A 15,884-nucleotide genomic window follows, 5' to 3' on the forward strand; every position below is an offset into this window, starting at 1 on the left:
GGCGCTGATTTGAACACGCGAGCGTATGGTGTCGCCGCACTGGCCGGCTTTGTTGGAGGCAATGTTTCCAGTTTCATCAAATGGGGTACAGAGATCCCCTTCCCGCCTCGCACGCCGGACCGCCCGGTCCCGCCCGTGGAGATGCTTGATTCGCTGGGCATCAACGCTCAGCAGCTGACTTATGTGTATTCAGAGCATGTGGTGAATTACGGCAGTGCCCTGGTCCACCATGGCTTTTCCATCTTCTTCGCCATGTTCTATTGCCTGCTTGTACTCCGGTATCCGCGCGCCGCCCTGTGGCAGGGTCTGGGTTTCGGCCTGTTGGTGACCCTGGGGTTTCACGGCGTCATCCTGCCTGCGTTCCATTGGGCACCGCCGCTGTGGGAGCTGCCTACCTCGGAGTTGTTATCTGAAACGTTCGGGCACTTGCTGTGGATGTGGGTGATCGAAGTCATACGGCGGGATTTGCAGCAGCGCTGGCTGCCTCACACCCGACCGGCCTGAGTAGCGCGCTGTCTTGCGACAGACACACGGAATTTCCCTGTAAACGGAGTGACCCGATGAAATCTCTATACACCCTGGCTCTGGCCTGCGCCGCCTGCGCGGGCATGGCGAGTGCCAATGCCGACGTGCAATCGGTGCCGAAAGAGTCTGCGCAAATGACTCACAGTAACGGTCAACTGCAACCACCTGTTTCATATGCCACGCTGTGGGCTGACGAAAACGGTGCCACGCATGTGGGCCACTGCCGCCTGGAAGGCCTGGAGTTCAAAAGCTATGCCCCGCCAGCCGCGCCGCAATGGGTCGGCGTCTCCCCTGACGATATCGAAAGCATCGCCTACGCGGTGCTGCCGGTGGGATACGTCGGCAACTGGCACCACGCGCCGGGGCCACAATGGGTCGTCACCCTGCAGGGGCAATGGTCGGTGGAGACCACCGATGGCAGTGTGCTGGTGCAAGGACCGGGAGAGATGCAGTTCAATGCCGACACCCGGTCCCGGCCGCGTCCGGATGACGAACGTGTAGGCCACCTGACGCGCACCGTGGGTGATCAACCCAATGTTCAACTGATCATCAAACTTAAACCGGGTGCGGCTGACAAACGTACCAACGGCAGCTGTGCCTACTGATCGCATACGGACCTGAACCTATGAAACCGACCCGTAAAAATCGCTTTCTGCGCCCCTCCTCATGGCTATTGGGCAGTGCGCTCCTGGCTGCGGGTTCAGCAGGCGCAACCGACGCCGTCGCCCCTGTCCGGCAAGTCGTTATCGACCCGGCCTTCAGCCAACTGGTTGCCCCACAGGCCCACGTCGAGCTGCTCACCGATCAGGCGAAGTGGGCAGAAGGCCCGCTGTGCCTGGCCGATGGCCGTTTGATCTGGAGTGACATCAAGGCCAACAAGGTCAGCAGCTGGCAGGCAAAGGATGGCGTGTCCACCTGGCTGGAAAAAGCCGACTTTCAAAATGGGCATACGCTCGACGGCCAGGGCCGTGTGGTGGCGGCCTCCCATGGCAAGCGCGGCATCGTGCGGCAGGAGCCCAATGGTGAGTGGCGTACATTGGTCGACACCTACCAGGGCAAACGGCTGAACAGTCCGAACGATGTAGTGGCGGATAAAAGCGGCGCTCTCTGGTTTTCCGATCCCACCTTCGGGGTGTTGAGCAAAAGCGAGGGCTATGGCGGCAAGCCTGAGCAAGGCGGCGAGTTCATCTATCGCTACGTACCCGACACCGGGCAGATCACCCGTCTCGACACTCCCGAAGTCCACTCGCCCAACGGCCTGGCCTTCTCGCCGGATCAGCAGCTGCTTTATATAGCCGACTCACAAATGGCCCACGACTTCACCAACAAGAAGCTGGCACATCGCATCATGGTCTATCAGGTGCGCGACGGTCGCTTGATCAACGGCAAGGTGTTCGCTGACATCCAGCCCGGCATCCCTGACGGGATCAAAGTCGACGCGCTTGGCAACCTGTGGAGCAGCAGCAAGGAAGGTATTCAGGTATTTTCCGCAGCAGGCAAGCCACTCGGAAAACTGCTGGTCGCGGCTGCCGATACCAGCAACCTGACGTTCTGCTCCAGCGAGCAGGCAAGCTGGGCGTACATTACCGCTGCCAACAAGGTGCTCAGGGTGCAGGTGATGAAGAGCGTAGCTGGTCAGTAGGACGAACTGTCCCGATGCTCATCGGGTAGCCGTAAACCGATTCAAAGCCCGGCACACGGTGCCGGGCTTTACCTGCAGAGCCTAGAACCAGGTCTCCATCTGGATGCCGAACTGCCAAACACCACCGGAGTTGAAATCACTTTTGCCGAAGTTGCCGGTCGTGCTGTAGCGGTCCAGATCCGAAGACCAGTTCATGAGGCTTGCGAACACTCGCAGTTCGGGACGTGTGAGCAGGTCACCCATGTCCGGCTTGAAGGTCGGCGCAACCGTAAACTTCCAGAAGTTACCGTCAACCGCATTGCGTTGCAGATAGCCTTTGGGGTCGAGGTCCATGGTTTGCCAACTCAGCTCGTAGGCCATCTCGAAGTTGCTGTTGATCTCATTGGCCAGGCGCATGTTCAGCGTGAGCCAGCGGTAATCGTCGCCTTTGACGTAGCGGTCTTTGCTCTGCTCGGCCAGCAGGCTAGGGCCGATGCGCCATCCCGGCGCGATAGGTGTCTCGCCATACATGGCCAGACGCACTGCGCGGGCGTCGTCGATCAGTTCGCCATCCGCGCCAATGTCCTTGACCTGCGCACCCAGGCCCTGCCCATAGAGCAACGCCGTCTTGAAGAAGCCTTCCCGACCGAAAAAGTCCTTCTGGTGATTGGCCAACATGGTGTGCAGGCCTGAATCTGCGGGCGCAAAACCGGCTTGATTGGTGCGCGTACCGACGTCGTTTTTCTTTGCACCAATGGCGTTGAACATCCACTGCCACTGACCATTGTCGAAGAATTGGTTGGAGGTCAGGATATAGCTTTCCACATCGGCATCGACGCCGCCCTCACTGAAATCTCCGTAGTTACGTCCGATCAGGGAATAGTTCGAGCGCCAGTCCTTGGTCATCTGTACATCGTAAATACCGCCACCGGTCCCGGCCAGAAAGACCACGTCCGAGTCCAGCCAGTGGATATCGAAATTATCCCTGTCGAAGCGCTTGCCGGCCCACAGCGTGGCGTTTTCGAACACTGAATTCCCCTTGAAAGCGGCAATGTGGTCGAGTTCGGTAAATACCTGACGCACGTTCAGGCTGCTTTCGGTGGCCGTCCAGTCGTTATAGCTTTCAACGCCGTCGGCGATGGAGACGGTGAACTTGGAGCGCGTGCCGTTCTGCGCGTAGATCTCTTTCGACAGATCGAAGCGCATGTAGGTGTCGTCTTCGTTACCCAGGCGCCCGACCGCACCACCGACTGAACCTGCGGGGGTTGTATAAGGCCCACCGCGACCGCCGCCCAAACCGTCGTTGATCAACAGACCGGAGCGAGCGTAGCCCTTGAAGCTGAACCCGTCGGTGAGGTGTCCGGCACTGCCTGGCTTCTCCATGCTTTGCTGGCGGGCTTCGAGTTTTGCCACGCGATCATCCAGAGCCGGCTGTGAACTGGCCGCAACGGTGGACGCAGAAGTGGGTGCGGCAGGCTGCGCAACGGGGGTCGAGAGTTTGAGTTGCTGAAGCTCCCTGGCGAGCGCCTGGGTTTGCTGTTCGGCAGCGGCTGCACGTTTTTCCGCAGCGCTGGCACGGGCTTCGAATGCGGCCATCCGCTCTTCCAGAGTCGCGGCCTGAGAGACGGTTGTCGAGGTGCCGAGTACCCCTGCGAGTAGCCATCTTGATGCGTTCTGCATGTGGACTTCCTGTTTTGTTTTTATTGTTTTCGTGACGTTGGCCGAGCCTTTTTCCTTCAGCACAAAATTGTGCAAATCGGAGAAAAAAGGGTGCCACATCGAAAATACGCTGTTACATTGACGATGTTAACGTTAACTTTTATAAAAACAAAAATAAAGAGGGCTCTATGAAACAGCTGAAATCTCTTCTTCCCGCCGCGCTGCTCACCCTGTCCGCCGGGTTTTCTGCGCTGTCGAACGCAGCCGATCTGACGATCTCGTGCGGGGCCGTCGGCGCTGAATTGCAACTGTGCAAGGAGGCAGTCGATAGCTGGTCAAAACAGACCGGCAACAACGTTCAGGTGGTTTCCACGCCTAACTCTGCAACCGAGCGCCTGTCGTTCTACCAGCAGATCCTCAGCGCCCAGTCCACCGACATCGACATCATTCAAATCGACATGGTGTGGCCGGGGATGCTCGCCAAACACCTGACGGATCTGCGCGAACTGCTTCCGGCAAATGCGACACAAGGCTATTTCCAGGCACAGGTGGACAACGCCACCGTCGACGGCCGGCTGGTGTCGATGCCCTGGTTTACCGACTCGGGGCTGCTGTATTACCGCAAGGATCTGCTCGACAAGTACCAGCAGCCGGTCCCCCAGACCTGGGAGGACATGACCGCTACCGCCAAAAAAGTGCAAAAAGCCGAACGCGATGCGGGGAATGCCACTATGTGGGGCTACGTGTTCCAGGGGCGCGCCTATGAAGGCCTGACGTGCAACGCCCTGGAATGGATCAGCAGCCAGCCGGACGGCGGACTGGTCAACCCGCGCGGAGACATCGTGGTCAACAGCCAGGCCTCACGAGTCGCGCTGACCCTGGCAAAAAGCTGGATCGGCGAGATCTCCCCGCCCGGCGTCCTTAACTACACCGAGGAAGAAGGCCGTGGCGTATTCCAGTCGGGAAATGCGCTGTTCATGCGCAACTGGCCTTACGTCTGGGCCTTGGTGCAAAGCAAGGACAGCGCGATAAAAGACAAGGTCGGCGTCGCGCCCCTGCCCAGTGGCGGCGCGAACGGCACCCACGCTTCAACGCTCGGAGGCTGGGGCCTGGCGGTTTCGCGCTACAGCCGCAACCCCAAACTGGCGGCAGAACTGGTTGCCTACCTGACCAGCGCCCAGCAGCAAAAACAGCGTGCCCTGGCAGGTGCCTACAACCCGGTCATCGAGTCCCTGTATGCCGACCCCGAGTTGCTCGCGGCGATGCCGTACTACCCGCAGTTGCACAGCATCCTCAGCAATGGGGTCATGCGCCCCGCCGCGATCACGGCCAACGGCTACCCACGCGTCTCCAACGCATTCTTCGATCGGGTGCATAGCGTGCTGGCGGGCGATATTCCGGTCGATCAGGCACTGGTCGAACTGGAACGCGAACTGACCCGCATCAAACGCCGGAACTGGTAAGCCACACGTAAGGAAATCAACATGCCCGTCTCTTCTACCGACTTCCCTGGAGACGACGAACTCGTCACCCGGGAAACGCCTGTACAACGTCGCAGGCTACGCGCCGCCTGGCTGTTTCTGACGCCGATGCTGGTGTGCCTGGTCCTGGTGGCGGCCTGGCCGTTGCTGCGCACATTCTGGTTCAGCCTGACCGATGCCGATCTGTCGGATACCGGCAGTGGCTCATTCGTGGGCCTGAGCAATTATCTGCTCTACGACGGCGTCATCTGGTCTGGCGTGCTGGTCGATCCGCAATGGTGGAACGCGGTGCGCAACACCCTGCATTTCACCGTGGTGTCGGTCGGGCTGGAAATGGTCCTGGGACTGATGGTGGCGTTGCTGTTGAACGTCAAGTTCACCGGCCGCGCGCTGGTCCGTGCGTTGATTCTGATCCCTTGGGCGATTCCGACCATCGTCTCGGCGAAGATCTGGTCGTGGATGCTCAATGACCAGTTCGGCATCATCAACCATATGATGCTGAGCCTGGGCCTGATCGATGCGCCGCTGGCCTGGACGGCAGATGCGGACCTGTCGATGTGGGCAGTGATCATCGTCGACGTCTGGAAGACCGTGCCCTTTGTCACCCTGCTGATGCTCGCGGCACTGCAGATGCTGCCAAGCGATTGCTACGAAGCCGCCCGGGTCGACGGCATTCATCCGGTGCGGGTGTTCTGGCGAGTCACCTTGCCGTTGCTGATGCCCGCCTTGTTGGTCGCCGCGATCTTTCGCATCCTCGATTCGTTGCGGGTCTTCGACGTCATCTACGTCCTGACCTCCAACTCTTCGAGCACCATGAGCATGTCGGTCTATGCCCGCCAGCACCTGGTGGAGTTCCAGGACGTCGGCTACGGCAGCGCCGCCTCCACCCTGCTGTTTCTGGTCGTGGCAGTGATTGCCATGCTTTATCTGTACCTCGGACGTCGCCAGCTGGAGGTGCGCTCATGAACCTGCGCCCACTGAAGAAAGCGCTGCTGCGCCTGGCCTTCTGGGGCCTGGTCGGGGTCGTGCTGCTGTACGCGATCTTCCCTTTCTATTACGCCATCCTGACCTCGCTGAAACCGTCCAGTGCCTTGTTTGAAGTGAGCTACTGGATCACCGAAGCCGACTTCTCCAATTACGCAGCGGTCCTCAGTCAGGCGTCATTCCTGCAGGCCATCGCCAACTCGCTGGTGGTTGCGCTGAGTGTGGTAGTGCTGGCGCTGTTCCTGGGCCTGACGGCGTCCTACGCCCTGGGCAGGGTCAAGTTCCGAGGCCGCGGCACGGTGCTGATGATGGTGCTCGGCGTCTCGATGTTTCCTCAGGTCGCGGTGCTGTCGGGGCTGTTTGAAGTGATCCGCGCACTGGGTCTGTACAACACCTCATGGGCACTGATCCTGAGCTACACGATTTTTACCCTGCCCTTCACCGTCTGGGTGCTGACCACGTTCATGGGGCAACTGCCGCATGAGCTGGAAGAAGCGGCAATCATGGATGGCGCATCGCCCTGGGTCACGCTGACCCGCGTGCTGTTGCCGCTGCTGTGGCCCGCACTGGTCACGACCGGCCTGTTGGCTTTTATTGCCGCGTGGAACGAGTTCCTGTTTGCCCTGACCTTCACCCTGACAGATGCGCAACGAACGGTCCCGGTCGCCATCGCCCTGATTTCGGGTGGCAGCTCCCACGAATTGCCTTGGGGCCTGTTGATGGCGGCGTCGGTGCTGGTGACCGTCCCACTGGTGATTCTGGTGCTGATCTTCCAGCGCCGCATCGTTTCCGGCCTCACTGCCGGCGCGTTGAAAGGTTGATGCACACAACTGACAAGGAACAGCATCGTGATGAAATTGAAGCTAGCCAACATCAACAAGCAATTGGGCGGCACGCGCATTCTGCGCGATGTCAGCCTGGAGATCGCTGCGGGTGAGTTCGTTGTGTTCGTCGGCCCTTCGGGCTGCGGAAAGTCGACGCTGCTGCGCTTGATCGCCGGACTGGATTCGATCTGTGCTGGCGACCTGCTGATCGACGGACGACGGGTCAATGACCTGGAACCGCGCGAGCGTGGTGTCGGTATGGTCTTTCAGTCCTACGCCCTGTACCCGCACATGAGCGTCTACGACAACATCAGTTTTGGCCTCAAGCTGGCCAAGACGGAAAAAAGCAGCCTGCGCGAACGCGTGCTGAAAACCGCGCAGATCCTGCAACTGGACAAACTGCTGCAGCGCAAGCCCCGGGAATTGTCCGGCGGGCAGCGTCAGCGCGTGGCCATGGGCAGAGCCATGGCGCGGGAACCGGACATCCTGTTGTTCGATGAACCGCTTTCCAACCTGGACGCCTCGCTGCGGGTCCAGATGCGCAACGAAATCGCACGGCTCCACAAGCGGCTGGGCTCGACGATGATCTACGTCACCCACGATCAGGTCGAGGCGATGACCCTGGCGGACAAGATTGTCGTGCTCAACGGCGGTCAGGTCGAACAGGTCGGCTCACCACGCGAACTCTACGAACGCCCTGCCAGCCTCTTCGTCGCCGGTTTTCTGGGCTCGCCGAGAATGAATTTTCTACCAGTAAGCTTGCAGGCACCGGGTCGCAACAGCCTGATCGACATCCCGGCACTGGGTATGAAATCCCTGCCCTTCGACAGCTCGAATCTGACCGAGGATGCGCAACTGACCCTGGGTGTTCGCCCGGAGCACATCACCCTCAATGCTGCGAACAACGGCGTTGGCGTCACGGTATCCGGTGTCGAATACCTGGGCAGCGAGGTCTATGTGCATCTGGCTACCGGGGCGAGCGAGCCCTTGATTTGTCGCTGCGATGCCAAGGCCGGCTGGCAGGCAGGCGATCAGGTCGCGCTGCAATTCGACGACAGCAACCTGCACCTGTTCGACGCAGATGGCCTGGCCCTGAAGCGCCACACAGACGCCAGTCAACACCTGACACCCGGCACCACACCGCACCTCGTACAAGCAGGCACCCTATGAGTTTTTCTGCAAATGCCATGAGCAAGCCGATGTCTCCCGCCCTCGAGCGCGCGCGCCATGCGCTGGAAGAGGGTCTGTCGCAGCTCGTCCACGATTATCGCCCCGGTTACCACCTGGCCCCGCCTGCGGGCTGGATGAATGACCCTAACGGGGTGGTGTTCTTTCGTGGCGAATATCACGTGTTCTATCAGCACCACCCGTTCGACGCGAAATGGGGCCCGATGTACTGGGGCCATGCAAAGAGTGCCGATCTGGTCCATTGGCAGCACCTGCCCATTGCCCTGGCACCCGGTGATGACTTCGACCGGGACGGCTGTTTTTCCGGCAGTGCAGTGGTACATGACGACACCCTGGCGCTGATCTACACCGGGCACACGTGGCTGGGTGACGTGGGCGACGAGCGTTTCATCCGTCAGGTGCAGTGCCTGGCCACCAGTAGCGACGGCATCAGCTTCATCAAACACGGCGCCGTTATCGACACCCCGCCGCAAGACGGGATGATTCATTTCCGTGACCCGAAAGTCTGGCGACAGGATGGCCACTGGTACCTGATTGCCGGCGCACGCCTGGGCGACAAACCGCTGCTGCCGCTCTATCGATCCAGGGACCTGCACGCGTGGGACTTCGTCAGTTATGTGTCCACAGGCGGCGAAGGCGACGGCTATATGTGGGAATGCCCGGACCTGTTTGGCCTCAATGAACGCGACGTACTGCTTTACTCCCCCCAGGGCATGCCGGCGCAGCGCTACGAGCGACTGAACAGGTTTCACACCGGCTATCGAGTGGGCCAGGTCGACAGTCAATGGCAGTTCACCGGCGGGCCTTTTATCGAGCTGGACAGCGGTCACGATTTCTATGCGGCGCAGACGCTGGTGGCTGCCGATGGCAGGCGTCTGCTGTGGGCCTGGATCGACATGTGGGAAAGCCCGACCCCAACCGAGGCACATCACTGGCGCGGCATGCTGGGCCTGCCGCGAGAACTTGAAGTACGCGCCGATCGCCTGTGCGTGCAGCCCGCGCGCGAGCTGACAGCGTTGCGCAACGCGTCACTGCCAGGCACCCCCTGGTGGAGCGAAGCGGGTAGCCAATCGCTGGCCGACATACACGGCGACATGCTCGAAATCCACGTGCACCTGGACGTGCTCGACTGCATCGAAGGTCACCTGGGTGTGGCCTTGCGTTGCAGTGAGGATGGCAATGAGCAGACGCTGCTTTACTACGATGCGTCGCTGAAACGTTTGATACTCGACCGTACTCAGTCGGGCACCCACGTCAGCGGTCAGCGCAGTGTAGCGATAGATCCACAACAGAATCAGCTTGAACTGCGGATCTTCCTTGATCGCTCGTCCATCGAGGTGTTCGAGCAAAACGGCAGTTTCAGCTTCAGCAGCCGTTTTTATCCACAGACCGACAGCCTGGGGGTAAAACTTATTGCCAACGGAACCGGAGGCCGGGTCTGCATCGCCGACGCATGGCAACTCGCCTCGGGATACCTGTCGGTAAATCATTGAAGTCGCGAAAAAAATCAGGTCTCTGTAGCATGATAATCATCAGTCAACCCGACAGGCCCCGCTTCGCATGACCTCAGTTAAAGACGTTGCAAAACTGGCCGGTGTGTCTCTGATGACGGTGTCTCGGGCGCTCAATGATCCGGGAAAACTGAGTCCGGAGACTTATCAGCGAGTGCGCAACGCGATCGATGAGCTTCAATTCGTACCCAGCCTGTCGGCTCGCAGGATTCGCGGCGACAACCTGCAGACCCGAACCATCGGCGTATTTGCCCTGGACACCGCAACCACGCCGTTTGCGGTCGAGCTGCTGCTATCAATCGAACAGACCGCGCAGCAGGCAGGCTGGAACGTATTTATTCTCAACCTGCTAAGCAATCCGCCTACCGACCAGAACATTGACCTGATGCTGTCGCACCGCCCGGATGGGTTGATCTTCAGCGCCATGGGGTTACGCAAAGTGAGTATCCCCCAGCGCCTGAAGAGCAAGCCGCTGGTGCTCGCCAACTGCGTAGCTGATGACAGCAGCCTGGTCAGTTATGTGCCAGACGACGAAACGGGTCAGTACCGCGCCTTGAACCACGCGTTCAGCAAGGGCTATCGACGCCCGCTGTTCATAAACCTGCCAAAACAGAGCCTGGCCTGGGAAATCCGCCAAGCAGGTATGTTGCGTGCCTGCGAGGCATTCGGCCTGACTCGCGACGAACTCTTGCAGTACAACCTGTCCGAACACGATGCCTACTGGGAAACCGCCGCTATCCTTGCACGACACATGATAGATGGGCGTCCGCAGTTCGACATTCTGATCTGCGGCAATGACCGCATTGCCTTTTGTGCCTACCAGTTGCTGCTGGGCCAAGGCCTGAAAATCCCCGGCGATGTTGCCGTACTGGGTTATGACAACATGATCGGCATCGCCGAGCTGTTCATTCCTGCGCTGACCACGGTGCAACTGCCGTATTACGAGATCGGTCGCAACGCCGCCCGGCACCTGATTGAAAGCCTTGAAGTGTCGGGCTCCCAGCCGGTGGACTGCCCGCTGGTGATCAGAGAATCGTTATGAAGCCTTGCGTTGGAAAGCTCACGCAGCAAGTCGTCACGGGACCCTCCAGACAAAAGCGACTGCTCTTGAGCCCTGATTTACACCCCTGAAACGCTGACCGTATTAAATGGTTACGATTGAGAGGGGTAAGAGCGCCTGGCTGTCCGGCCACTCTAAAAAGATAGCTTTTCTCTTACTTTTCAAGCGCCTACTGATTGCACGCTCAAAACAGGCGAGCTGTACACCCTCTGACTTACATGAATCCCGCCCCAAAAAAGCGCACTAAACAAATTAAAGAACAAAACCGTGCGCAACTAACGCACGAACTAATCCAGAAACCAAACCCGACCACCTCAAGTAATATTTCTGGTAGCCGATAGTTCTAAAGCCGTGAAAAATCAATTCTACAAGGAGGTCAGTGACAATGAGAAACTTGAAAGTATCTGCGCGCGCAGCACTCAGCTTTATGTTTATTGCACTCTTATTGGTCGCCTTGGGTGGTATTTCAGTATGGAAAATGGGAGAAATCCGCGAGACGGCCAGAGACATTGAAAACGATGCATTGGCCAGCGTGGTGGTTGCAGACCGAATCAATGCCACGATGCTGCGCCTGCGCCTGGAAGTCCGCAGAATGCTGTCCCAGACCAATCCGCAGGACATGGCCACCACGTCCGGCATGATCGCTTCGCTGAGTGAGGAGTTGAAAAAGCAGGTAGCACTTTACGCCCCTTTTGTCGCCAGCGATAAAGAAGGACAACTGTTCAAAGCCGTGTCGGAAAACACCGATAAAGCACTGGTTGCATTCGACCAGGTGATTGCACTTATCCGTCAAAACGCAACCACTGAAGCGCTGGCCTACCTGAGTTCAAACGTGACGCCTGTTACCCGTCTTCTCGACGACGCTGTGAACGGGCTTGTTCAAATGAACATTGACGAGGCGGCAAACTCAGGAAAAGAATCCGAGGATTCGTATCAAAGCGGCTTAACGTTTGTGATCTTCATTATTGCAGCCGCGACGCTGGCGACGATTGTGCTGGCCGTGCTGTTCACCAAAAGTATCGTCACGCCGTTGCGCGACATGCTGCGTGTCAACGACACCATCGCCAAGGGTGATCTGCGCAGCGTGATTACCGTCACGGGCAAAGACGAATTTTCCGACCTGATGCGCTCTACCCAGGTCATGCAAAACAATCTGCGCGATACGATCAAGCTGATCGGCGATTCATCCACTCAACTGGCATCCGCCGCTGAAGAAATGAACGCGGTCACCGAGGAGTCGAGCAAAGGTTTGCTGCGCCAGAATAACGAAATTGATCAGGCAGCCACCGCCGTTAACCAGATGACCGCTGCGGTCGATGAGGTGGCGCGTAATGCTGCCGCTGCATCGGATGCAGCCAAAGCCTCTGATCAGTCAACCCGCACCGGCGCAGCACGGGTTACCAGTACGGTTGACGCCATCGAGAAACTGAGCAAGACCGTGCAGAGCACCAGTGTCGATGTAGAGCGTCTGGCCGTGCAGTCCAAGGACATCAGCAAGGTATTGGAAGTCATTCGTACGATTGCGGAACAAACCAATCTCCTGGCCTTGAACGCAGCTATCGAAGCCGCCCGGGCAGGTGAGCAGGGACGCGGTTTCGCGGTGGTGGCTGATGAGGTCAGAGCGCTGGCCCATCGTACCCAGACCTCGACTCAGGAAATCGAGAAAATGATTGGCGACATCCTCACGGGCACTGCACAGGCCACCAAGGCCATGAGTGAAAGTTGCGATCAGGCCGGTGGCACACTCACCATCGCTCATGAAGCCGGAGCAGCACTGACCCTGATCGCGAAAGCAATCAATGAAATCAACGAAATGAACCTGATGATTGCGACCGCATCGGAGCAGCAGGCGCAGGTCGCACGTTCGGTCGACGGCAACCTGATGAGTATTCGCGATCTTTCCATCCAGAGTGCAACGGGGGCCAATCAGACAGCGGCGGCCAGTGCCGAGCTCTCAGTGCTTGCTGTAGACATGAATAAGCTGGTGGCCAGGTTTTCGCTCTAAGGGTTTTCGACTGCTTCAGGTCGTGATGCTGTGGATACTGATTCCACAGCATTCAGGGCCAATCAACTGCATACGTCTGGACAAGTGCAGGACGGTCAGAGGAGCGCATTAACGCCCCTCTGAGCCGTGAGTTTCCTACGCGTCAGTCAGCACTGCCGGTCAGCAGTGTTCTTGTGGCCGCAGTAACATCCTCTTTGCGCATCAGACTTTCGCCGACCAGAAAGGTAGTAATGCCGGATTTTTTGAGTCGCAGGCAATCGTTATGGTTGCCGATGCCACTTTCACCGACCAGCAGTTTGCCTGCGGGCACCATGGATGCCAGTCGCTCGCTTGTGCCGAGGTCTACTTCGAAGGTATGCAGGTTGCGATTATTGACGCCGAGCAGCGGAGAAGACAGTTTGAGCGCACGCTCCATTTCATGTTCGTTATGCACTTCCACCAGAACGTCCATCCCCAGCGTCATGGCCGCATCTTCAAGTTCGGCGGCGAGGTCGTCACTCAATGAGGCCATGATCAGCAATATGCAATCCGCGCCCCAGGCACGTGCCTCATATACCTGATAAGTGTCAAACATGAAGTCTTTTCGTAACACAGGAAGGGCGCAAGCGTTTCGCGCATCGATGAGAAACTGCGGGGAACCCTGGAAGCTGGGCGTGTCGGTCAGAACGGATAAACAGGCGGCCCCACCGGTTTCATAAGCCTTCGCCAGTTCGGGCGGGTTGAAGTCTTCGCGAATCAGGCCTTTTGATGGACTTGCTTTCTTTATTTCTGCAATGAGCCCCAACAGACCCTGCTGTTCTTTTGCTTTCAGTGCTTTATAAAAACCGCGGGGACTGGACTGTTCGAGGGCACGCTGCTTGATGCGACTTAATGGTACGTTAGTTTTTGCCGCCTCTATTTCTTGAAGCTTGTAATGTTTTATTTTGTTTAGAATATCACTCATGGCAGTCACTCATATTAACGGGTAGTCTATTGAATTAAGCCCTGTAGCGCCTCGACGTACGCATGCTCATTATCGCCCTCTGGCAATATTTAAACGAGCGTACATTCACTGATCGAGAAACAACAATTAAATTTAATTTATCCACCTTTAAACACATTATCGCGTTAATATATCATGATCGTCCATAATGTAAACCCGGGTAACACGGTCTCTGTAACGTACATCAACAACTGAACCCAGACGATTAAGATGGCGAAACAATATCAACTTTCCGGCACAGCCTGGCGATTTACCTGGGCCAGTCCACGCCTCGGCTGTTACTACTGGCAAGCCTGCTGATCGGCGCACCGGCAAACCTGAAGTATCTGCTGGTCAATCGGCTGATTCGCAGCCCTAGTAAGCTGGAACTGCTTTCCGTGGTCGTGCGCCAACGTCTTGCTCGCACTGCTTTTGACGCTCGTGTCAGGCGTCAAGGATTACCTGCTTTATGGGTTGCTGCCGCATTCGACAACTTTTCAGGCCTTGACCCGGTTTATCGAACTCGCCGAACATTGCCCGATGATTGCCAAGGCCAGCGTGGATCTGCAGGCCACCCGCAATCGCTTCACTCCTCTCAAACGACAAACCAGCGACAGGGAACGTCATCAATGCAATCCAATTTCAGCAAGGGCGTTATCTTTGCGCTCTCCGCCGCCGCACTGAACGCAACCATTGGTGTGCTCAGCAAGGTACTCATGAGCAACGGCTTCACCTCCAGCAGTGTTGCCGTCATCAAAACGATACTGGGGTGCATACTGCTCTCGATCGTGCTGCGTTTCCTCAAGCGTCCGACATCAGCCGCCAAATGGAGCCAGGCCGCGATCTGCGCGTTCCTCGGTATTTTCGTGCTGTTCCATTTCGAAACGTCCGCCTACCGACATTACGCTGCGGCGGGTGTCGTCGTCGTACTCATGGCCAGTGCCTCAATCTCGTCGATCATTCTGGGGCGCCTTTTACTGAAGGATGCCATCACTGCAAACGTAACCGTGGGCGCCGCACTGGCCATCTCAGGTATTGCGGTGATCTTCGGCGCTGATTTGCAACAGGGCTTCACTCTGGAAGGTGCAGCGCTGGCCTCGATCGCAGGCTGTGGCTACGGAGCGTTTTCAGTTGCCATGAAAAAAATGGGCGTTTCGGGGGGCCTGCATTTCACTCGTCAATTGCTCTTCTTCGGCAGCCTGTACCTGCTGATGCCGGCCGCCGCCGATGGTTTCGTGATCGGCGAGCTGTCATCAATGGCTATTGCCGCACTGCTGGCGCTGGCCGCCCTGCCGACCATCCTCGGCTTTTTCTGCACGACCAAGGCCATTGAGTACCTCAAGCCATCCCAGGTGCAAGCGCTTGAACTCACCGAACCGCTGTTTGCGGCGTTGCTGGCATTTGTAGCCCTCAATGAAGTACCGCGCGAAAGCCTCTATCCGGGAGCGGCCCTGATCATCGCTGGTTTGTGCTTCTCCAACGAACTGATACGCCTGGGTCAAAAAGCGCCGACGCGCGCCAGTCAGTAAGGCAGGCAGCGCCTGCCAGTTGCGAGCACGTTGATTCCAGTAACCGATGTCATGCGTGAGGCCCCGTACACAAGTATTCGCTCGGTACGGGCCGCTCGATACGTCACAGAGCTTGCCGGTGTCCTATTTCGCATCAGACGGCGGCTTAGCCCCGTCTCACCTGAAAATGCACCCAACAAAAAAGGCGTCCCGAAGGACGCCTTTTCTGTTGGACTCAAAACGACTGTTCTTGAGTCCTGATCTTCAACCCTGATACAGCTGGGCGAAAATGGTCGGGGTAAGGGGATTCGAACTCCTGACATCCTGCTCCCAAAGCAGGCGCGCTACCGGACTGCGCTATACCCCGATGATGCTAAAAAACACCTCCGAGGAGGCGTTTTCTATTTGGGTGACGCTTGTGGCGTCACTCCCTAAGATCCAGCCAGATACAAACTGACCAAAAATGGTGGGTCGTGTGGGATTCGAACCTACGACCAATTGGTTAAAAGCCAATTGGTTTCATGCCCTCAGTTTAGGCAGAACCTCCTGATGAAGGC

At 57.8% G+C, this 15,884-nt stretch carries 13 protein-coding genes and 1 tRNA gene; 11 read left to right on the forward strand and 3 right to left on the reverse strand.

The window, feature by feature from the left end; translation table 11 throughout:
* The first annotated feature begins 9 nt into the window (after positions 1 to 9).
* From BLR16_RS25080 to BLR16_RS25090, 3 genes are read left to right on the forward strand one after another with little or no spacing between them, the layout of a single operon-like run.
* Entirely contained in the window at positions 10 to 504 is a 495-nt protein-coding gene (locus tag BLR16_RS25080) for a YagU family protein (protein ID WP_074809108.1), read from the forward strand.
* Between the two features lie 56 nt (positions 505 to 560).
* Positions 561 to 1,130 carry a cupin domain-containing protein gene (locus BLR16_RS25085; RefSeq protein ID WP_003430782.1) on the forward strand — a complete coding sequence of 190 codons (570 nt, stop codon included), beginning with the start codon at positions 561 to 563 and terminating at the stop codon, positions 1,128 to 1,130.
* A 20-nt stretch (positions 1,131 to 1,150) separates the two neighbouring features.
* Positions 1,151 to 2,167 carry an SMP-30/gluconolactonase/LRE family protein gene (locus BLR16_RS25090; RefSeq protein WP_074809106.1) on the forward strand — a complete coding sequence of 339 codons (1,017 nt, stop codon included), beginning with the start codon at positions 1,151 to 1,153 and terminating at the stop codon, positions 2,165 to 2,167.
* 81 nt (positions 2,168 to 2,248) lie between these two features.
* On the opposite strand, the gene BLR16_RS25095 is transcribed toward BLR16_RS25090, so the two are convergent.
* Positions 2,249 to 3,826 (reverse strand): carbohydrate porin, encoded by a 1,578-nt coding sequence (locus BLR16_RS25095; protein WP_042930958.1) that lies wholly within the window; start codon positions 3,824 to 3,826, stop codon positions 2,249 to 2,251.
* 167 nt (positions 3,827 to 3,993) lie between these two features.
* On the opposite strand from BLR16_RS25095, the gene BLR16_RS25100 reads away from it, so the two are divergent.
* The 7 genes from BLR16_RS25100 to BLR16_RS25130 all read left to right on the forward strand — a co-directional run bounded on the left by BLR16_RS25100 (position 3,994) and on the right by BLR16_RS25130 (position 12,858).
* On the forward strand, positions 3,994 to 5,268 hold the full coding sequence (locus BLR16_RS25100; RefSeq protein WP_054082212.1) for an ABC transporter substrate-binding protein: 1,275 nt from the start codon (positions 3,994 to 3,996) through the stop codon (positions 5,266 to 5,268).
* Positions 5,269 to 5,289: 21 nt separating this feature from the next.
* Complete coding sequence (locus tag BLR16_RS25105; protein ID WP_003430789.1) at positions 5,290 to 6,252, forward strand: carbohydrate ABC transporter permease; 963 nt, start codon at positions 5,290 to 5,292, stop codon at positions 6,250 to 6,252.
* Positions 6,249 to 7,091: a carbohydrate ABC transporter permease gene (locus tag BLR16_RS25110; RefSeq protein WP_003430791.1), complete on the forward strand. Its 843-nt coding sequence runs from the start codon at positions 6,249 to 6,251 to the stop codon at positions 7,089 to 7,091. The genes BLR16_RS25105 and BLR16_RS25110 overlap by 4 nt, the downstream gene beginning before the upstream one ends.
* Positions 7,092 to 7,118: 27 nt before the next feature.
* Positions 7,119 to 8,264, forward strand: coding sequence for an ABC transporter ATP-binding protein (locus tag BLR16_RS25115; protein WP_275087169.1), 1,146 nt, complete (start codon positions 7,119 to 7,121; stop codon positions 8,262 to 8,264).
* A complete protein-coding gene (locus BLR16_RS25120) occupies positions 8,261 to 9,775 on the forward strand; it encodes a glycoside hydrolase family 32 protein (protein WP_161437955.1) in 1,515 nt (504 codons plus the stop codon). The genes BLR16_RS25115 and BLR16_RS25120 overlap by 4 nt, the downstream gene beginning before the upstream one ends.
* Before the next feature lie 67 nt (positions 9,776 to 9,842).
* Positions 9,843 to 10,835: a LacI family DNA-binding transcriptional regulator gene (locus BLR16_RS25125; protein WP_003371156.1), complete on the forward strand. Its 993-nt coding sequence runs from the start codon at positions 9,843 to 9,845 to the stop codon at positions 10,833 to 10,835.
* 403 nt (positions 10,836 to 11,238) lie between these two features.
* Positions 11,239 to 12,858, forward strand: coding sequence for a methyl-accepting chemotaxis protein (locus BLR16_RS25130; RefSeq protein WP_042930956.1), 1,620 nt, complete (start codon positions 11,239 to 11,241; stop codon positions 12,856 to 12,858).
* 142 nt (positions 12,859 to 13,000) lie between these two features.
* Here BLR16_RS25130 and trpC read toward each other — a convergent pair whose 3' ends face one another.
* Positions 13,001 to 13,801, reverse strand: coding sequence for an indole-3-glycerol phosphate synthase TrpC (gene trpC / locus BLR16_RS25135; RefSeq protein WP_054082209.1), 801 nt, complete (start codon positions 13,799 to 13,801; stop codon positions 13,001 to 13,003).
* Positions 13,802 to 14,448: 647 nt separating this feature from the next.
* Between trpC and BLR16_RS25145 the strand changes: the two genes are divergently transcribed.
* Positions 14,449 to 15,348 (forward strand): DMT family transporter, encoded by a 900-nt coding sequence (locus BLR16_RS25145; RefSeq protein WP_074809102.1) that lies wholly within the window; start codon positions 14,449 to 14,451, stop codon positions 15,346 to 15,348.
* Positions 15,349 to 15,617: 269 nt separating this feature from the next.
* Here BLR16_RS25145 and BLR16_RS25150 read toward each other — a convergent pair.
* A tRNA-Pro gene (locus tag BLR16_RS25150) sits at positions 15,618 to 15,694 on the reverse strand.
* Between the last annotated feature and the right edge of the window lie 190 nt (positions 15,695 to 15,884).

It is taken from the genome of Pseudomonas sp. BS3767, assembly GCF_900099665.1.
Lineage (GTDB): Bacteria > Pseudomonadota > Gammaproteobacteria > Pseudomonadales > Pseudomonadaceae > Aquipseudomonas > Aquipseudomonas cerasi.